We start from the raw sequence: 18,196 nt of genomic DNA on the forward strand, positions 1-18,196 counted from the left end.
GGATGTACCGGCCTCTTCGCGAATGAATTCGCTCCCACGGGCTGACCTCCTCAGTTCCGTCATGACCTCGGCCCCGATCCATCTGAACACTCAAGGAATCGATCATGACCGAACAACTGCTCACCACCCCGCTCCACGCCCTGCACCGTGAACTGGGTGCCAAAATGGTGCCTTTCGCGGGCTACGACATGCCGGTGCAATACCCGGCTGGCGTGATGAAAGAACACCTGCACACCCGGGAAAAAGCCGGGTTGTTTGATGTGTCGCACATGGGCCAGATTCGCCTGAGCGGTGCCGATGCCGCCAAGGCACTGGAAGCTCTGGTGCCGGTGGACATCATCGACCTGCCCGTCGGCATGCAGCGTTACGCAATGTTCACCAACAACACCGGCGGCATCCTTGACGATCTGATGGTCGCCAATCTCGGCAATGACCAACTGATGCTGGTGGTCAACGCTGCCTGCAAGAACGACGACCTTGCCCACCTGCAGAAACATCTGGGTGAGCATTGTGAAATCCAGCCCCTGTTTGAAGAGCGCGCCCTGCTCGCCCTTCAGGGTCCGCAGGCAGTAACCGTGCTGGCGCGTCTGGCGCCGGAAGTCGCAAAAATGACCTTCATGCAGTTCGCCAGCGTGCAGTTGCTGGGCGTGGACTGCTACGTCAGCCGCTCGGGCTACACTGGCGAAGACGGCTACGAGATTTCTGTACCGGCCGATCAGGCTGAAACCCTGGCCCGGCGCTTGCTGGATGAACCGGAAGTGGCCCCGATTGGCCTGGGTGCGCGCGACTCGCTGCGTCTGGAAGCAGGCTTGTGCCTTTACGGCCACGACATGAACACCGAGACAACCCCCATTGAAGCCAGCCTGCTGTGGGCTATTTCCAAAGTTCGCCGCGCTGATGGCGCTCGTGCCGGCGGCTTCCCCGGTGCCGAGCAGATCTTTGCTCAACAACAGACCGCCCCAGCCCGCAAACGCGTTGGCCTGTTGCCACAGGAACGCACGCCTGTGCGCGAAGGCACAGATATTGTCGATGCCCACGGCAACTCGATTGGCACCGTATGCAGCGGCGGCTTCGGCCCCAGCCTTGGCGGTCCTTTGGCGATGGGTTATTTGAACAGCGCGTTTACCGCACTGGACACTCAAGTCTGGGCGGTAGTGCGCGGCAAGCAAGTACCGATGCTGGTCAGCAAAATGCCTTTCGTTGCACAACGCTACTATCGCGGGTAAGTGCCAGTCGCGGCTGATTAACGGCGTCAAAAAAATACGGCGGCTAACGCCTATATCAGCCGCTTGTATTACACGCACTAAACAGCAGCGTAATAGCCAAAACAGCGCACTCGAAGAGTGCGCCTAACAGTAAAAAACTATCGATTCCTGATAACTGGTAAATATTTTAAAACGCCGCGAAACCGCCTGAATCCGGGCACCAGACAGGGGCTTGTGTTTGTAATAAGAGTTAGCGTAGAGTTTCTCAACTGTGTTTGCATGGGTCGCTGAATCGGGACCTGGGCAGTAGCGCCAAGTTTGCTACAACCCGCTCTACGCTTCTTAATTCCTGCAACCAGCCCAGTACTCTTTCATGTGAAAGAGGCTGTCATCAATTCAAGTTCCAGGGAATAAGAAAATGGCTGAACGTCAGAGCGGTACCGTCAAGTGGTTTAACGACGAGAAAGGTTTTGGTTTTATCACTCCAGAAAGCGGTCCGGATCTGTTTGTGCACTTCCGCGCTATTCAGGGCAACGGCTTCAAGAGCCTGAAAGAAGGTCAGAAAGTGACTTTCGTTGCGGTGCAAGGCCAGAAAGGTATGCAGGCTGACGAAGTTCAAGCCGAAGCGTAAGCCTTGGAACATGAAAAGCCCCCTGGTATTGATATCAGGGGGCTTTTTTGTGGGCGCGAGTCAGTAACATGCACGCTTTCGATGATTGAGAACCGCTGCCATGTCCCGACACCTGCTTAGCCCGCAAGGTGACTTCCCGCCCGCGAGCCTGGGCCGTCGCCTTGCTGCGATTTTCTACGACGCGCTGCTGTGCTTTGCTCTGCTGCTGGTCACAGCCTTTATCTACAAGCTGGTGTTGATGGCGTTCATTGGCGAGGCCCGACTGAAGGCGATGTCGGAATCGGGCTCGCTGGACGGCGACCCATTCCTGTCTACGATTTTGCTGCTGGTGATATTTGGTTTCTTCGCGAAATTCTGGACTCACTCAGGGCAAACGCTGGGCATGCAGGTGTGGGGCATCCGCGTGCAGAACGCCGATGGAAGCGGAATCAGTCTGCTGCAAGCGCTGCTGCGCTTCATGGTGTCCATTGCATCGTGGCTGTGTTTAGGGCTGGGGTTTATCTGGGCGTTGTTTGATAAGCGGAATCGTAGCTGGCATGACCTGTATTCCAATAGCCAGTTGGTACGGGTGCCGAAGAAGCGGTAGAACAGCTCATCTTTGCGGGTGGGTGGTGCCATTAGATCCTACAGCCGGATCGCGATCCGGTAGGAGGCAACTTGTTGGCGAACGGGGCTGACGCGTTTATTCAGGCACACCGCCTCGCGAACAAGTTCGCTCCTACCGGCTGCTGCGTGGGCTTTACATCGTCATCGCGGGCGCTCTCCTACAGCCAGATCGCGATCCGGTAGGAGGCAACTTGTTGGCGAACGGGGCTGACGCGTTTATTCAGGCACACCGCCTCGCAAACAAGTTCGCTCCTACCGGCTGCTGCGTGGGCTTTACATCGTCATCGCGGGCGCTCTCCTACAGCTGGATCGCGATCCGGTAGGAGGCAACTTGTTGGCGAACGGGCTTGATGCGGCGATTCAGGCTGACCGCCTCGCGAACAAGTTCGCTCCTACCGGATCGCGCGGTTATGTAGGAGCGCGCTTGCCCGCGATAGCTGTAGTAAGTTCGCCACGGTACTTAACTGCACACACAAAAAAGCCGACACGAAGTCGGCTTTTTCACAGATGCGAACCTTACCCGGCCCTGCGCAACAACAGCACCCCGGCCAATGCACAGACACCCGCAGGCACCAGCACTGCAAATAACGGCGAGAAGCCGAACACAAGGCTCGATGGCCCCAGCAGGTCCTGCACGATGCGGAAGGTGAACCCCACCAGCACGCCGGTGAACACCCGCTGGCCCAGCGTCACGGAGCGCAGCGGACCGAAGATGAAGGAAATCGCCATCAACACCAACGCGACCGTTACCAGCGGCTGCAGAACCTTGGTCCAGAACGCCAGCCAGTAACGGCCATTGCTCAGGCCTTGATCGGCCAGGTAGTGCGCGTATTGCCACAAACCGGTGATCGACAGCGAGTCGGGCGGCATGACAACCGTGCTGAGCAACTGCGGACTCAGCGCAACGTCCCAACGCTCGTCAGCGGTCTTGATCACCTCGGTGCTGCCATCGCGGAAGAAGGTGGTGGAGATGTCGTTCAACGACCAGTGATCTTCGTTGAACTTGGCCTGTCTGGCGAAGCTGGCGCTGAGCATGTGACGCTCATTGTCGAAACGATACCGTGTCACGCCGTACAGAATGCCGTTAGGTTGCACTGAGTTGATGTGAATGAACTCATCGCCCTGACGGTGCCACATACCGTGGCGTGCACTTTGCGCATCACCACTGCCCTGCGCCAGAGAACGGTTGGCCTGAGCCTGGTTCTCGGCTGCGGGAGCTACGTATTCGCCGATCAGTACACCGGCAATCATCAGCACCAGCATTGGTTTCATGACCGCCCAGACGATACGGCCGATAGACACGCCAGCGGCACGCATGATCGTCAGTTCGCTGCTGCTGGCCAGGCTGCCCAGGCCGATCAGGCAGCCAATCAGCGCCGCCATTGGCAGCATTTCATACACACGCCGTGGCGCAGTCATCAATACGAAGCTGCTGGCATCCAGCAAGGTGTAGCTGTCGCTGATGTCACCCATTTCATCGATAAAGGCGAACAACGACGCCAGACCGAGAATGATCCCGAGAACCGCCAGGATGGCAACGAAAACGCTTTTGCCAATGTAACGATCGAGCTTAACCATGAGCCACCTCCGACGCGCTGCGGCGACTCGCCATCTTCAAGCGCAGCGGCTCCCAGTACAAAAGCCCAAGGCCGATCAACAGAAACAGCACATGCACCCACCAGATTCCCAGCGCCATTGGCAGCTTGCCTTTCTCCAGTGCACCGCGCACCGCGATCAGCATGGTCAGGTAAGCCATATAGAGAAGGATTGCAGGCAGCAGCTTCAGATAACGACCCTGACGCGGGTTGACGCGGGACAGCGGCACTGCCATCAAGGTCACGATGAACACCAGAATCGGCAGCGAGATACGCCACTGCAGTTCGGCTTTATTGCGCAAGACATCGCTGCCGAACAGGTCGGAGGTCGGAATGGCTTCGCGGTCAGTGATCTCGTCGCTGATGTCCGGCTTGGGCAGCATCGCGCCATAAGTGTCGTACTTGATCGCCCGATAATTGGCCTCACCCGGATTGCCGTCATAGCGATAGCCGTTCTCCAGGATCAGGAAGCGGTTACCGTCCGGCTTGATCTCCTGGTGGCCTTTTTCTGCCACCAGAACGGTAATCCCGCGATCCTTGCTCTTGTCGGAGGAGACACGCTTTTCCGAAATGAACACGCCGCCCAGATTCGAACGGTCTTCGGAAAGCTCCTGGGTATAAGTGACGCGAGTACCATCGCGTAGCGCCTGGAAGCGGCCTGGCACTAACGTATCGAATTCGGTCATCGCGTCCTGCTTGTTAATAAGCAGGGAGAACTGGGTCGCGCCTTGCGGTGCCAGGCTAAAACTCAGCCAGGCTACCAGCAGCGCCACCACGGTCGCCGGTGCCATGGTCATCCACAGCAAACGTTGCTGGCTCATGCCGGTCGCGGCAAGAACAGTCATTTCGCTTTCAAGGTAAAGCCGACCGTAAGCCAGCAGAATCCCCAGAAACAGACCCAGCGGCAGGATCAATTGCAGGAAGCCGGGCATACGAAAGCCCATGATCATGAACAGGACGCCCGGATCCAGCGCCCCGGACGCAGCCTGCGCGAGGTACTTGATGAAGCGTCCGCTCATGATGATTACCAACAACACGGCGCTCACAGCGCTCAGGGTAACCAGCACTTCTCGGGACAGATAACGAAAGACGATCAAACCAGACACTCCAGGGTCGCCAGGCTCAGGCAGCCAGACAAGAAAAGGTACTAGCAGTGGCGGCAGATTCAACACAGGTCTGCCAAAAAATATGCGGCATTATCCTGTGAATGAGGTCCTCTGTCACTGCGTGCTCCGGATAGTTCTCTCGGAAACGTCCTGCACAGAGCCACATTCACATGTTTTCCGGGGTTGTCAGCGATCCCGTGGCGGGGTCAAACTGCGGGCCTTGTCGTTGGCATGTTGATGCGAAACACCCGCTCCCTGCCGCGCACGTCATTCATTTCGCGATAGCTCATCGTTTATTCGGGGACCCCGACATGGAATTGGTTGTTAAAAGCGTAAGTCCAGAAACCTTGAAAACCGCGACCCTGGTAGTCGCCGTAGGCGAAGGCCGCGCACTCAGCGACGCTGCAAAAACCGTAGACGCGCTCAGCGGCGGCGCCATCAGTGCGGTGCTCAAACGTGGTGACCTGGCCGGAAAGGTGGCTCAAACCCTGCTCCTGCACAACCTGCCCAATTTGAAAGCCGAGCGCGTTTTGCTGGTCGGTACCGGTAAAGAAGCAGAATTGTCTGACCGTCAATTCAAGAAAGTCATCAGCGCCGTGCTGTCGACTCTTAAAGGTTTGGGCGGCAGCGACGCAGCCATTGCGCTGGATCAGGTCGTCGTCAAAAACCGGGATACCTACGGCAAGGCACGTCTGCTGGTAGAAACCCTCGCCGACGGCGAATATGTTTTCGATCGTTTCAAGAGCAAGAAAGCCGAAGCCAAAGCGCTGAAAAAGGTCACCTTGCTGACCGACAAGATCAGCGTCGCCGATGTAGAGCGTGCAGCTACTCATGCACAGGCCATCGCCGCTGGCATGGCGTTCACTCGCGATCTGGGTAACATGCCGCCTAACGTCTGCCACCCGGTTTATCTGGGCGAACAGGCCAAGGCGCTGGGTAAAGCACACAAGAACCTCAAGGTTGAAGTTCACGACGAGAAGAAACTCGCCGAACTGGGCATGGGTTCGTTCCTCGCCGTGGCACAGGGCAGCGCTCAGCCGCCACGCCTGATCGTCATGAACTACTCCGGCGGCAAGAAAAGCGAAAAACCTTTCGTGCTGGTCGGTAAAGGCATCACTTTTGATACCGGCGGCATCAGCATCAAGCCTGCTGCGGGCATGGACGAAATGAAGTTCGACATGTGTGGCGCTGCCAGCGTGTTCGGCACCCTGCGCGCCGTGCTGGAACTGCAACTGCCGATCAATCTGGTGTGCGTCATCGCCGCCGCGGAAAACATGCCGAGCGGCACCGCGACACGTCCAGGCGATATCGTCACCACCATGAGCGGCCAGACCGTGGAAATCCTCAACACTGACGCCGAAGGCCGTCTGGTGTTGTGTGACGCGCTGACCTACGCCGAACGCTTCAAGCCTCAGGCCGTGATCGACATCGCCACCCTGACCGGCGCTTGCGTTGTAGCATTGGGCGGTCATACGTCTGGCCTACTGGGCAACAACGACGCGCTGATCAATCAGTTGCTCGACGCTGGCAAGTTTGCCGACGACCGTGCCTGGCAGTTGCCGCTATTCGACGAATATCAGGAGCAACTGGACAGCCCGTTCGCCGACATCGCCAACATTGGCGGCCCGAAAGGCGGCACCATCACCGCAGCCTGCTTCCTGTCGCGCTTCACCAAAACCTACGACTGGGCGCACTTGGACATCGCTGGCACAGCCTGGCTGAGCGGCGGCAAGGACAAGGGCGCCACCGGCCGTCCTGTGCCTTTGTTGACTCAATACCTGCTCGACCGCGCTGGCGCGTAAGGAAACCGGGGGCGTTAACAGCCCGGTAGGAGCGAACTTGTTCGCGAGGCGATAGACCTGCAAACGCATTTATTACGCCTCGCGAACAAGTTCGCTCCTACCGGAAACTGCGTTTCATGTGATGTTTGACAAGCGCCCCGCGACCTGGAACCTACATGACACAAGTCGATTTCTACATTCTCCCCAGCCCCGATCCTTCGGCACGTCTGGACTTCGCCTGCAAGCTCACGGAGAAAGCCTGGCGAATGGGCCATCGGATTTACCTGCACTGCAGCGATGCCGCGCAGCGTGAAGACCTGGACGCCCGGTTATGGCGCTTCAAAGGCGAAACTTTTATTCCCCACGGTGACGCTGAAGACGATCAGGTCGCGCCAGTGGTGCTGGGCCTGGGGCAAGACCCGGGACAACATCAGGATCTGCTGGTCAATCTGGACCTGCGCATCCCCGAATTTTTCAAACGTTTCGCCCGAGTGGCGGAAATAGTGGTGGAAGACCCCGCCATACGACTGGCCGCACGAGAGAGTTTTCGTTTCTATCGTGAACAGGGCTATCCTCTGCAAGATCACCGACTACAGCGGCTTTGAGCACACGATGGATAATTCAAACCCTCTGAAAAACTCCGCCCATTTGCTGGACGACCTCGAGTCGATCCGCCAACTGCTCGGCGATGATTCACAGCAACCGCCCACTCATGGCGAAGGGCAGATCCCTTTGCTGTTCGATGTGGTGGGCGCAAAACCGGCACTGCACCAGGAACTGGATTTCGGCGATGAAGATGAGGCCGATATCCCAACCCTGACACCTGAGCCTGTCGCACAACCTGTCGAGCCGCCAGCGACTGTTGCCCCGGCGCAGGCAAGATCTAAAGAAGATGCTCTGTTGCATCTGGACTCTGAGCTGCGCGCCGCTGCCCAACTGATCATGCAAGACGTCATCGACGACTTCGCGCCGCATATCGAGACCGAAATCAAACGCCGTCTTGAAGCGCGGATGGAACGGCTGCTGAGCCAGTATCAGAATTAAATAACCACGGCGGTGCCTGGACTGACGCATTCGCGAATGAATTCGCTCCCACAGGGCTCACCGCAGTTACCTGCGGGAGCGAATTCATTCGCGAAAAAAGCCTTAACAGTCGAAATTTCAGTATCTGATTCACACATAACCCAATTTTGCGGCACCCATCATCGCCCCGCTCTACGCCCAGCCGTTCATCCCCGCTATACTTGTCGGCTTTCCTGAATTACAGCAATAGGTTCCCGCCGCGCATGGACAAGACCTACCAGCCGCATGCTATTGAAACTTCCTGGTATCAAACCTGGGAATCCGAGAATTACTTCGCCCCACAAGGCGCGGGTGACTCGTACACCATCATGATCCCGCCGCCGAACGTCACCGGCAGCCTGCACATGGGCCATGGTTTCAATAACGCGATCATGGACGCCTTGATCCGTTTCCGCCGCATGCAGGGTCGCAACACCCTGTGGCAACCGGGCACCGACCACGCCGGTATCGCCACGCAAATGCTGGTAGAGCGTCAGATCGAAGCGCAAGGCCTGAACCGTCACGATCTGGGCCGCGAAAAATTCCTGGAGAAAATCTGGGAATGGAAAGATCAGTCCGGCGGCAACATCAGCCGTCAGATCCGCCGCCTGGGCTCGTCCGTTGACTGGAGCCGTGAGCGCTTCACCATGGACGACGGCCTGTCGGACGCGGTTAAAGAAGCTTTCGTACGTCTGCATGAAGACGGCCTGATCTATCGCGGCAAGCGTCTGGTCAACTGGGACACCAAACTGCACACCGCTATTTCCGACCTGGAAGTGGAGAACCACGACGAGAAAGGTTTCCTGTGGAACCTGCGTTATCCACTGGCTGACGGCGCGAAAACCGCTGACGGTCTGGATTATCTGATCGTTGCCACCACGCGTCCGGAAACCATGCTCGGTGATGCCGCCGTCGCCGTTAACCCGGAAGACGAGCGTTACAAAGCGCTGATCGGCAAGTTCGTTGAGCTGCCACTGGTTGGCCGCCGCATCCCGATCATTGCAGATGAATACTGCGACCCGGAATTCGGCACCGGCTGCGTGAAAATCACCCCGGCCCACGATTTCAACGACTACGAAGTCGGCAAGCGCCACAACCTGCCGCTGCTGAATATCTTCGACAAGAACGCCAACGTACTGGCCGCCGCTCAGGTGTTCAACCTCGACGGCACCCTGAACGAAACCGTAGACGGAACCCTGCCCGCCGAATACGCAGGTCTTGACCGTTTCGAAGCGCGCAAGCAGATCGTTGCTGCATTCGACGCCGCCGGCCTGCTGGTCAGCGTCGACGATCACGCCCTGAAAGTCCCGAAAGGCGACCGCTCCGGCACCATCATCGAGCCGTGGCTGACTGACCAGTGGTACGTGTCTACCAAGCCTTTGGCTGAACCGGCTATCGCTGCAGTTGAAGACGGCCGCATCGCCTTCGTGCCCAAGCAGTACGAAAACATGTATTTCTCGTGGATGCGTGACATCCAGGACTGGTGCATCAGCCGTCAACTCTGGTGGGGCCACCGCATCCCGGCCTGGTACGACGAGTCCGGCAAGGTATACGTCGGTCGCGATGAAGCCGAAGTACGTGCCAAGAACAACCTGGGCCCCGACGTTGCGCTGCAACAGGACAACGACGTACTCGACACCTGGTTCAGTTCGGGCTTGTGGACCTTCTCCACCCTAGGCTGGCCGGAAAAGACCAAAGCGCTGGAAACCTTCCACTCCACCGACGTACTGGTTACTGGCTTCGACATCATTTTCTTCTGGGTTGCCCGGATGATCATGCTCACCATGCATCTGGTGAAAGACGAAGACGGCACGCCGCAAGTGCCGTTCAAGACGGTGTATGTGCACGGTCTGGTCCGAGATGGCCAAGGTCAGAAGATGTCCAAGTCCAAGGGCAACGTCCTCGACCCGCTGGACATCATCGACGGCATCGAGCTGGAAGACCTGGTGCAGAAACGCACCTCCGGCATGATGCAGCCGAAACTGGCGAAGAAAATTGAAAAGCAGACTCGCGACGAGTTCGCTGACGGTATCGCCAGCTACGGCACCGACGCCCTGCGCTTCACCTTCTGCTCGCTGGCGTCTACCGGTCGCGACATCAAGTTCGACATGGGCCGCGTTGAGGGCTATCGCAACTTCTGCAACAAGATCTGGAACGCCGCACGCTACGTGCTGGACAAAGGCGAAGACTGTGGCCAGAACGGCGAAGAAGTCGAACTGTCCCTGGCTGATCGCTGGATCATCTCGCAACTGCAGCGCACCGAAGCCGAAGTGACCCGTCAACTGGATCAATTCCGTTTCGACCTCGCGGCTCAGGCGCTGTACGAGTTCATCTGGAACCAGTACTGCGACTGGTATCTGGAACTGTCCAAGCCGGTGCTGTGGGACGAGAATGCCCCGGTTGAACGTCAGCGTGGCACCCGCCGTACGCTGGTTCGCGTGCTGGAAGTTGCGCTGCGTCTGGCGCATCCGTTCATGCCGTTCATCACCGAAGAAATCTGGCAGCGCCTCGCGCCGCTGGCCGGTGCAGAAGGCAAAACCATCATGCTGCAGCCTTGGCCAGTGGCCAATGAAGCGCGCATCGATCAAGCCGCCGAAGACGACATCGAATGGCTCAAGGGCCTGATGCTCGCCACCCGTAACATCCGTGGCGAAATGAACATCGGTCCGGGCAAGCCGTTGCAACTGTTCCTCAAGAACGTCAACGCCGAAGACCTGCGTCGCCTGCAGGAGAACGATTACCTGCTGAAGAAACTGGCCAAGCTGGAATCCATCACCGTACTGGAAGCAGGCGCAGAAGCACCGCTGTCGGCTACCGGTCTGGTGGGTGAAATGGAAGTGCTGGTGCCAATGGCAGGTCTGATCGACAAAGACGCCGAGCTGGCGCGTCTGGACAAGGAAATCCTGCGCCTGCAAGGCGAAGTGCAACGGGTGGGCGGCAAGCTGTCCAACGCTGCCTTCGTTGACAAGGCACCGCCTGAGGTCATCGCCAAGGAACGGGCGAAGATGGCCGAGGCCGAACAGGCCTTGGGCAAGCTGGCTGAGCAGCATGCGCGGATTGCGAGTTTGTAAATAAACCAGTCAGCCAGCCTTCCCCAAGGCTGGCTGATTTATTCAAACCCTGTAGGAGTGAGCTTGCTCGCGATAGCGGTCTGTCATTCACATGATTAGTGCCTGACATACCGCTATCGCGAGCAAGCTCACTCCTACAGGGTTTTGCGTTTCAACGAGACCTCATCGGCATGACCATCCCGAACACCTCAAAACCACCCCGCAAAAAGCCTAAACCGGCGCAGCCAGGCAAACCCGCCGAGCCCCGTGAAAAAGCGACTTTGCACCCACGCAATCGCCATCAAGGCCATTACGATTTTCCCAAGCTGATCAAAAGCAGCCCGGAACTGGGGCAGTTTCTGATCACCAATCCGTATGGCAAGGAAAGCATCGACTTCGCCAACCCGGCCGCCGTACGCGTGTTCAACCGGGCGCTACTCAAGTCGTTTTACGGCATCGCCCACTGGGATATCCCGGCCGACTACCTGTGCCCGCCGATTCCGGGCCGCGCCGACTACCTGCACTTCCTCGCCGACCTGCTGGCTGAGCGCAACGAAGGCGTTATCCCACGCGGTGCCTCGATCAAGGCACTGGACGTCGGCACAGGCGCCAACTGCGTCTATCCACTGATCGGTCATAGCGACTATGGCTGGCAATTCCTGGGCTCGGAAATCGACACCACCGCCGTTGCAGCTGCCACTGCGATCATCAAGTCCAACAACCTGAGCAAAGCCATCAGCCTGCGTCAGCAAACCAATCGCAATCAGATCCTGCTGGGCCTGCTGAGCGACGATGAACGCTTCGACGTGAGCCTCTGCAACCCGCCCTTCCACTCGTCTCTGGAAGAAGCACAGCGCGGCAGCCAGCGTAAATGGCGGGCGTTGGGCAAGGCGGACCCGAAACGAAAACTTCCGGTACTCAACTTCGGCGGGCAATCGCAGGAGTTGTGGTGTGAAGGCGGCGAGATCGGCTTCGTCACTCAACTGATCAAAGAAAGCACCCAATCAGCTAAACAGGTGTTGTGGTTCAGCACGCTGGTTTCAAAGGCGTCCAACCTGCCAATGATTCAAAGCACACTGAAAAAAGCAGGAGTGTTTGAAAGCCAGGTGATCGAGATGGGCCAGGGCCAGAAGCAAAGCCGCTTCGTGGCGTGGACGTTTCATGACAAGGCTAAACAGGAGGCGTGGCGGCTGGAGCGCTGGGTGTTGAAATAAACAACCGGTACTCACCTGTGGGAGCGAATTTATTCGCGAAGACGGCGTTACTCACGATAGATGTGCATTGAATGTACCGACCTCTTCGCGAATAAATTCGCTCCCACAGGCCCGCATTTCCAATAGACAGACACAAAAAAGCCGTGCCCGGTTAACCGGTGCACGGCTTTTTCAACAGCAAGCGTGTGCTTACTTGTTGATCGAGTCGTTCAGCACTTTAGCTGGTACGAACTTGATGACTTTCTTGGCAGCGATTTCGATGGCAGCGCCAGTCGAAGGGTTGCGGCCAGTGCGAGCTGGACGCTCGGCTACTTTCAGTTTGCCGATACCCGGCAGAGTGATTTCAGCGCCGTTTTCCAGTTGGTCGGCAACAATTTGGCCCAATTGCTCAAGAGCATTACGCGCGGTGGTTTTTGGCGCGTCGATAGCTTCTGCGATATCGGCGATCAATTGGTCTTTAGTCAGAGCCATGGTGGTGTTCCTTCCCTATCAAATTCATTTGGATTGCAGAGTGCAGCGTCGGCCTGGAGCCGGATAATGAACCCGACCCTCCAGTAGCAGCCACGATTAATCGCGAAGTGTAGATACTGAAACCGGGCATTGGTTCGGCCCAAACGCACACAAACTGCGGTGCTTGGCGCGCTATGCTGCACAAGACGGGGCAAAACTAGCACAGAGCCGAGCAAATATCCGCACTAACCTACCCGTTTGGACAGGTTTCTCCCGTTTGAACCGAAAAAAAGCGGTTCGGACACCTCATGAGAGCTAAAACCAAGGGGTTCAGCCTCGTTTCACGTCTCGGGTGCGTTACACTGCGTGCCGTAAATCGAGCAGCGCCGCTCGTCAGTATTCCGCTCACAACCAGCCGAGAAACCCATGCCGATCCGTCATTGCATCGTCCACCTGATCGACAAGAAACCCGACGGCACGCCCGCAGTTCTCCACGCACGCGACTCCGAACTCGCTGAGTCTCAAGCCATCGAGAACATGCTGGCCGACCTCAACGAAAGCTATAACGCCAAACAGGGCAAGGCCTGGGGATTCTTCCACGCCGAGTCTGGCGCGCATCCGTTCAGCGGCTGGCTGAAGGAGTACATGGACGGCGGCAAAGACTTCACGGCATTCAGCCGGGTCGCAGTAGAGCACCTGCAAAAGCTGATGGAAGAATCCAACCTGTCCGTCGGCGGCCACGTGCTGTTTGCTCACTATCAACAAGGCATGACGGATTATCTGGTCATCGCCCTGCTGCACCACAGCGAAGGCGTGGCCGTGAGCGAAACCCTCGACGTGACCCCGTCACGCCATCTGGACCTTGGTCAACTGCACCTTGCGGCGCGGATCAACGTGTCCGAATGGCAGAACAACAAGATGTCCAAGCAGTACATCTCGTTCATCAAGGGCAAGAACGGCAAGAAGGTCTCTGAATACTTCCGCGACTTCATCGGCTGCCAGGAAGGTGTCGACGGCCCCGGCGAAACCCGAACCCTGCTCAAGGCCTTCAGCGACTTCGTCGAAAGCGAAGACCTGCCGGAAGATTCTGCCCGGGAGAAAACCAAGACCCTGGTCGACTACGCCAGCAGCCAGAGCAAAATGGGTGAGCCCATGGGTCTGGAAGAACTCTCCGGCCTGATCGACGAAGAGCGCCCACGCGCGTTCTACGATCACATCCGCAACAAAGACTACGGCCTGTCGCCAGAGATCCCTGCCGATAAGCGCACCCTCAACCAGTTCCGCCGCTTCACCGGCCGCGCTGAAGGCCTGTCGATCAGTTTTGAAGCGCACCTGCTGGGCGACAAGATCGAATACGACGAAGCAGCCGGTACGCTGATCATCAAGGGTTTGCCAACGCAACTGACTGATCAGCTCAAGCGCCGCTGAGGACAAATGAGCATGTTGCTACGCACCCTGAAGAAGTTCGCTCTGATCATGCTGGTGGTCGTGGTTTATCAGAACTGGGGCAAGATCGAGCACTTTTTCAACCCCTCGGACGCAATCCCTGCACAGACTCAGGCACAAGCCCGGGTGGTGATGTACGCGACCGAATGGTGCGGCTACTGCAAACAGACCCGACGCTTTCTCGACAGCAAAGGTATTCCGTTCAAGGAGTACGACATCGAGAAGTCAGACGAAGGCCGCAAGGCTTATGAAGCGCTGGGTGGGCGTGGCATCCCGTTGATTGATGTGAATGGCACGATCATCAGAGGCTTCAGCGAAGAAGCTATATTGGCGGCCTTGAAGTGATTGCGGAAATCCAAGGCTAAACAATCCCTGTCAGAGATTCCATGTTGGCCCAAGTCATCAGTGTGTCCTGTGGGAGCGAGGCTTGCCCGCGATAAAGTCGACGCGGTCTACTTTATTTCCGAGGTGCCTGCATCGCGGGCAAGCCTCGCTCCCACAGATAGATCATAGCCTGGCTCTCTCAGCCCTTCTCGATTCGAAATCCAAACCGCGGAAAGTGCACATGCACCACACCCGCCCGCTCGTCTTCACGGCGAAGGATCAGCTCTTCGCGACCACTGAAGACTAGCTCGCCTTCAACCGGATCCACGCCGTAATCAACAGCTGAAATGGACACTTGATCACCGGCCTTGAAGCCATTGAGATCAACGAACTGCTCATCCGGCAACGCAGCAGGCGTCGCGTTCAAAGCGATCTCAACCGCCTCAGCCGGGCTCAACTCGCTTGGCGCGCCATGACCGAAGCCCAGAACCCGAGCCAGCCAGGCCGCCACTTCAGGGTAATCATCGACAAACGGCGCAGTCACAGGGGTTTGCTTGAGGAACCACAGGGTATGGGCAACAGAGAAGTCGGCAATCGAAGGTGCACCAAACAAGAAGTCGCCATTGCGCTCAAGTTGCTGCTCCAGCCGGGACATCAACGTTGGCCATTGGTGTTTGGCCTGCTCGACGGGCAAACGAGTTGCACTGCCGCCCTGGAACAACGCAGCGCGATCAGCGACGAAGGCTTTCACTCCTTCAGGCGGCACTTTGGCGAAACGTACCGCCAGCGACTCAGGCTGGAACACCAGGCTCACGGCGTGCATGAACATTACTGAGTCGGCCCACGCTGCAAAGCTGGCGACCGTGAACTCCTGCCCTTCCGGGAAAAACGCAGGCGAGGCTTTTTCCTGTTCCAGACGACGGGCCATCAATGCCGTATCGCAGTAGATATCAGCGCCGATCTGTAGCACCGGAGTTCGGCGATAACCACCGGTCAGCGCCGTCAGATCGGGTTTTGGCATGATCGAAGGGACAGTGACGGAGCGCCAGGACAGGCCTTTGAACCCCAGCATCAGACGGGCTTTTTCAGCGAACAGCGAGGTGGGGTAATGGTGCAGGATGATGTCGGTCATGGCTGGCTTTCCAACGGTAGGTAAGTCAGCAGCTTAACCGGGTACAGGCAGCGAGCCTACCCGACAACAATGATGGCAAATCATCACAGCGATTGATCGAAACACAGTGTTCTGGAGCTGCCGAAGGCTGCGAATGGCGGCGCGCCAGACAAACCGGCATCTTCGCCGTCGTAACCTCCGACAAAGCGTACAAGAGCGAGGTGTGCCTGAAAGAATACAGAACCCAGTGGGAGCGAATTCATTCGCGAAAGCGATATTCCACACGATGCATAAGCTGCGGATGTACCGGCCTCTTCGCGAATGAATTCGCTCCCACGGGAATTGTGTTCGCAGCCCAGCATAGAGGTCCGCTATTTAACGCGGGGCAGCGTGGTGCAATACCCCGCCGCCAGACACTCCTTCGCACTCTTCCTCAATTTCTTGATCAACCGCTCCTGGCGCAACGCCTCCCCCTTGCTCACACACTGCTCAACATAAACAAGTGCCACCGCCGGGCTGGAATAAAAGTAGCGTGCACCTTTGCCACTCTGATGGGCCGCAAAACGGCGCTGCGGATCGTCGCTGATGCCGCAGTACAACGAGCCGTTTTCAGCGCGCACCAAGTACACGAACCAAGGTTTGCTGACCGCTGGTTCGGGTGTCTCGTTGACGGATGAGGACAAGGCTTCAGGCATGGCAACAGATCAAATGGTGCGAAAGCCGCGATTCTATCAGAGGCTTAACGTCCGGCCTGAAACGCCTTCAGGCCCTTCTGCGCCTGAGCGCGGATAGCGTTCTGTACAAACGGCGTCCAGCCGAGCAACAGGCCTTTGGTGCCCAAGGCCTGTCGAGACCAGCGCCACAGGTCAAATTGATCATGATGCTCCGCGATCTTGCCGTCGCGAAACACGAAGCGCGCCTGAATGTCGTTGACCACGGTATTGCCGGTCTGACTAAACAGATACGTGGCAATCCAGTGCGCTGCGCCGCTGCGTTCATCAGCGCGGACGCTATCGAAGGTCAGGGAAAAGTCCTTGGCCCGCGAGGTGAGCATGCGCCACATGTCGCAAGCCTGCTGGCCGCGCAACTCGCCAAAGACTGGATCGCTGAACAGCACGTCATCGGTGTAACACGCAGCCATCGCCTCGGCATCCAGGCGATTGAAGGCCTCGTAAAAGCGGGTAATCAGCGCGTTATTGATCAGGCGTTTGTCTTCGTCGCTCATGCATGCAGGTCCGTTGGAGCAAAAGGTGCCTGCACGATAAGCGGCAATCGCTGGTTTTGCCATGGGCATAAGCGAGACAAATGCCTGGAGTCAGACTTTTTCGCTACTCACCTGCACATAAAGCGCTCGTCCGGCACCAAGCCCCGCAATGATCGCCGACAAGCCGAGCACCGCGAAGATCCAGCCGATGGAATCCCAACCACCGGTAACGTCATGCACGACGCCTACGGCAAATGGGCCAATGGAAGCGATGGTATAACCAATGCCCTGCGCCATGCCCGACAGGTTCGACGCAACATGGGAGTCCCTGGACCGCAGCACGATCAGCGTCAACGCGATACTGAAGGCACCACCCTGCCCCAACCCCAGCAAAATAGCCCAGCCCCACAGGCTATCGATGGGCGCATACAAACACCCAAATAATCCGGCCAGCGACATGGACATGACCACCAGCACGCCCAGGCGTTGATCCTTGCCGCGAGTCGCCAGCCAAGGCGCGGTCAATGCGCTGATCAACTGAACCATGATCGACCCGGACATCATTAAACCGGCATCCGTAGGGCTCATGCCCCGGCCGATCAACACCGAAGGCAACCAGCCAAACACGATATAAGCCAGCGAAGACTGCAGCCCCATGTAAAGGGTGACTTGCCAGGCCAGGCGATCGCGCAACAGGCCACGCACGCGATAAGTCACTTGATTCACATCGTGCTTTTGCCGAGCCTGGGGCCACCAGATGAGTGCCGCCAACAATGCTGGAATCATCCAGAAGCCCAGGCCGATGGCCCAGTCATCGCCGAAATATTGAGTCAGCGGTACCGTCGAACCAGCCGCCAAGGCTGCGCCCAGACACAAGGCCATGGTGTAGACGCCGGTCATCGTACCGGCCTGTTTGGGGAAGTCGCGTTTAACGATACCCGGCAGCAGCACGCCAATCACACCGATGCTCGCGCCAGCCAGAACACTGCCCGCAAACAACCCGACCTCACCGAACAGGCTACGCAACAAGATACCGGCGGCCAGGGTCAGTAAAATCCCCAACACCACCTGCTCACTGCCAAAGCGCCGCGCCAATCGCGGGGCCAGCGGCGCGAACAACCCAAGACACAACACCGGCAGAGTGGTCAGCAGCCCCGCCGAAGCGGATGAGAGCCCCAGGCTGCTGGAAACACTGCTGAGCAGCGGTGCCATACTCGCCAGCGCCGGACGCAGGTTAAGCGCCACCAGCACCAGCCCGAGCAGCAACAGCCACGGCCGATCGAGTACAGAAGAAGGATGTTGTGGGGTAGAGCTCGCCGATGGCGCCTTGGTCGTCATTGTTTTCTCAGGGCAGGTAGTGAAGCGGCGCAGAGCGCCAAAAAGGTGCATCGTGTTGGAGAACAGCAACGAA

At 57.8% G+C, this 18,196-nt stretch carries 17 protein-coding genes; 10 read left to right on the plus strand and 7 right to left on the minus strand.

Going from position 1 to position 18,196, the window contains the following annotated elements; translation table 11 throughout:
* Positions 1-104: 104 nt before the first annotated feature.
* From gcvT to K3169_RS23655, 3 genes are all read left to right on the plus strand, one after another.
* Positions 105-1,226 carry a glycine cleavage system aminomethyltransferase GcvT gene (gene gcvT, locus K3169_RS23645; protein WP_263268272.1) on the plus strand — a complete coding sequence of 374 codons (1,122 nt, stop codon included), beginning with the start codon at positions 105-107 and terminating at the stop codon, positions 1,224-1,226.
* Between the two features lie 397 nt (positions 1,227-1,623).
* Positions 1,624-1,836, plus strand: coding sequence for a cold-shock protein (locus K3169_RS23650; RefSeq protein ID WP_027902257.1), 213 nt, complete (start codon positions 1,624-1,626; stop codon positions 1,834-1,836).
* Between the two features lie 100 nt (positions 1,837-1,936).
* Entirely contained in the window at positions 1,937-2,422 is a 486-nt protein-coding gene (locus K3169_RS23655) for an RDD family protein (protein ID WP_231675432.1), read from the plus strand.
* A 536-nt stretch (positions 2,423-2,958) separates the two neighbouring features.
* Here the strand turns inward: K3169_RS23655 and lptG are convergent.
* A complete protein-coding gene (gene lptG, locus K3169_RS23660) occupies positions 2,959-4,020 on the minus strand; it encodes an LPS export ABC transporter permease LptG (protein ID WP_027902259.1) in 1,062 nt (353 codons plus the stop codon).
* A complete protein-coding gene (gene lptF, locus K3169_RS23665; protein WP_027902260.1) occupies positions 4,013-5,134 on the minus strand; it encodes an LPS export ABC transporter permease LptF in 1,122 nt (373 codons plus the stop codon). Before lptF ends, lptG begins: the two co-directional genes overlap by 8 nt.
* Before the next feature lie 320 nt (positions 5,135-5,454).
* Between lptF and K3169_RS23670 the strand changes: the two genes are divergently transcribed.
* The 5 genes from K3169_RS23670 to rlmF all read left to right on the plus strand — a co-directional run bounded on the left by K3169_RS23670 (position 5,455) and on the right by rlmF (position 12,250).
* Positions 5,455-6,945, plus strand: a complete 1,491-nt coding sequence (locus tag K3169_RS23670; RefSeq protein WP_027902261.1) for a leucyl aminopeptidase — start codon at positions 5,455-5,457, stop codon at positions 6,943-6,945.
* 155 nt (positions 6,946-7,100) lie between these two features.
* Positions 7,101-7,529 carry a DNA polymerase III subunit chi gene (locus K3169_RS23675; RefSeq protein ID WP_122807209.1) on the plus strand — a complete coding sequence of 143 codons (429 nt, stop codon included), beginning with the start codon at positions 7,101-7,103 and terminating at the stop codon, positions 7,527-7,529.
* Positions 7,530-7,536: 7 nt separating this feature from the next.
* The gene (locus K3169_RS23680) at positions 7,537-7,968 is read left to right on the plus strand and encodes a hypothetical protein (RefSeq protein WP_027902263.1); all 432 of its coding nucleotides are present in this window, start codon (positions 7,537-7,539) and stop codon (positions 7,966-7,968) included.
* 242 nt (positions 7,969-8,210) lie between these two features.
* Positions 8,211-11,057, plus strand: coding sequence for a valine--tRNA ligase (locus K3169_RS23685; protein ID WP_122807207.1), 2,847 nt, complete (start codon positions 8,211-8,213; stop codon positions 11,055-11,057).
* Between the two features lie 170 nt (positions 11,058-11,227).
* On the plus strand, positions 11,228-12,250 hold the full coding sequence (gene rlmF / locus K3169_RS23690; protein WP_411567012.1) for a 23S rRNA (adenine(1618)-N(6))-methyltransferase RlmF: 1,023 nt from the start codon (positions 11,228-11,230) through the stop codon (positions 12,248-12,250).
* Positions 12,251-12,439: 189 nt separating this feature from the next.
* On the opposite strand, the gene K3169_RS23695 is transcribed toward rlmF, so the two are convergent.
* A complete protein-coding gene (locus K3169_RS23695; protein WP_027900723.1) occupies positions 12,440-12,721 on the minus strand; it encodes an HU family DNA-binding protein in 282 nt (93 codons plus the stop codon).
* Between the two features lie 405 nt (positions 12,722-13,126).
* Here K3169_RS23695 and yejK point away from each other — a divergent pair, with 405 nt between their 5' ends.
* Together yejK and K3169_RS23705 are read left to right on the plus strand one after the other, a co-directional pair.
* Entirely contained in the window at positions 13,127-14,128 is a 1,002-nt protein-coding gene (gene yejK / locus K3169_RS23700; protein ID WP_027900722.1) for a nucleoid-associated protein YejK, read from the plus strand.
* A gap of 12 nt (positions 14,129-14,140) precedes the next feature.
* On the plus strand, positions 14,141-14,491 hold the full coding sequence (locus tag K3169_RS23705) for a glutaredoxin family protein (RefSeq protein ID WP_122397848.1): 351 nt from the start codon (positions 14,141-14,143) through the stop codon (positions 14,489-14,491).
* Positions 14,492-14,669: 178 nt separating this feature from the next.
* Here K3169_RS23705 and K3169_RS23710 read toward each other — a convergent pair whose 3' ends face one another.
* The 4 genes from K3169_RS23710 to K3169_RS23725 form a co-directional block, all read right to left on the minus strand.
* Positions 14,670-15,602, minus strand: coding sequence for a glutathione S-transferase family protein (locus K3169_RS23710; RefSeq protein ID WP_231675429.1), 933 nt, complete (start codon positions 15,600-15,602; stop codon positions 14,670-14,672).
* 350 nt (positions 15,603-15,952) lie between these two features.
* Positions 15,953-16,276, minus strand: a complete 324-nt coding sequence (locus tag K3169_RS23715; protein WP_231675428.1) for a GIY-YIG nuclease family protein — start codon at positions 16,274-16,276, stop codon at positions 15,953-15,955.
* Between the two features lie 44 nt (positions 16,277-16,320).
* Positions 16,321-16,806 (minus strand): nuclear transport factor 2 family protein, encoded by a 486-nt coding sequence (locus tag K3169_RS23720; protein ID WP_027900718.1) that lies wholly within the window; start codon positions 16,804-16,806, stop codon positions 16,321-16,323.
* 90 nt (positions 16,807-16,896) lie between these two features.
* On the minus strand, positions 16,897-18,123 hold the full coding sequence (locus K3169_RS23725; protein ID WP_231675427.1) for a CynX/NimT family MFS transporter: 1,227 nt from the start codon (positions 18,121-18,123) through the stop codon (positions 16,897-16,899).
* Positions 18,124-18,196: the final 73 nt, after the last annotated feature.

It is taken from the genome of Pseudomonas phytophila (assembly GCF_025643095.1).
In the GTDB taxonomy this organism is placed as follows: Bacteria; Pseudomonadota; Gammaproteobacteria; order Pseudomonadales; family Pseudomonadaceae; genus Aquipseudomonas; species Aquipseudomonas quasicaspiana.

Coding starts and splice junctions, on each gene's coding strand:
- gcvT (WP_263268272.1), top strand. CDS start 105: ATGACCGAACAACTGCTCACCACCCCGCTCCACGCCCTGCACCGTGAA.
- K3169_RS23650 (WP_027902257.1), top strand. CDS start 1,624: ATGGCTGAACGTCAGAGCGGTACCGTCAAGTGGTTTAACGACGAGAAA.
- K3169_RS23655 (WP_231675432.1), top strand. CDS start 1,937: ATGTCCCGACACCTGCTTAGCCCGCAAGGTGACTTCCCGCCCGCGAGC.
- lptG (WP_027902259.1), bottom strand. CDS start 4,020: ATGGTTAAGCTCGATCGTTACATTGGCAAAAGCGTTTTCGTTGCCATC.
- K3169_RS23670 (WP_027902261.1), top strand. CDS start 5,455: ATGGAATTGGTTGTTAAAAGCGTAAGTCCAGAAACCTTGAAAACCGCG.
- K3169_RS23675 (WP_122807209.1), top strand. CDS start 7,101: ATGACACAAGTCGATTTCTACATTCTCCCCAGCCCCGATCCTTCGGCA.
- K3169_RS23680 (WP_027902263.1), top strand. CDS start 7,537: ATGGATAATTCAAACCCTCTGAAAAACTCCGCCCATTTGCTGGACGAC.
- K3169_RS23685 (WP_122807207.1), top strand. CDS start 8,211: ATGGACAAGACCTACCAGCCGCATGCTATTGAAACTTCCTGGTATCAA.
- rlmF (WP_411567012.1), top strand. CDS start 11,228: ATGACCATCCCGAACACCTCAAAACCACCCCGCAAAAAGCCTAAACCG.
- K3169_RS23695 (WP_027900723.1), bottom strand. CDS start 12,721: ATGGCTCTGACTAAAGACCAATTGATCGCCGATATCGCAGAAGCTATC.
- yejK (WP_027900722.1), top strand. CDS start 13,127: ATGCCGATCCGTCATTGCATCGTCCACCTGATCGACAAGAAACCCGAC.
- K3169_RS23705 (WP_122397848.1), top strand. CDS start 14,141: ATGTTGCTACGCACCCTGAAGAAGTTCGCTCTGATCATGCTGGTGGTC.
- K3169_RS23710 (WP_231675429.1), bottom strand. CDS start 15,602: ATGACCGACATCATCCTGCACCATTACCCCACCTCGCTGTTCGCTGAA.
- K3169_RS23715 (WP_231675428.1), bottom strand. CDS start 16,276: ATGCCTGAAGCCTTGTCCTCATCCGTCAACGAGACACCCGAACCAGCG.
- K3169_RS23720 (WP_027900718.1), bottom strand. CDS start 16,806: ATGAGCGACGAAGACAAACGCCTGATCAATAACGCGCTGATTACCCGC.
- K3169_RS23725 (WP_231675427.1), bottom strand. CDS start 18,123: ATGACGACCAAGGCGCCATCGGCGAGCTCTACCCCACAACATCCTTCT.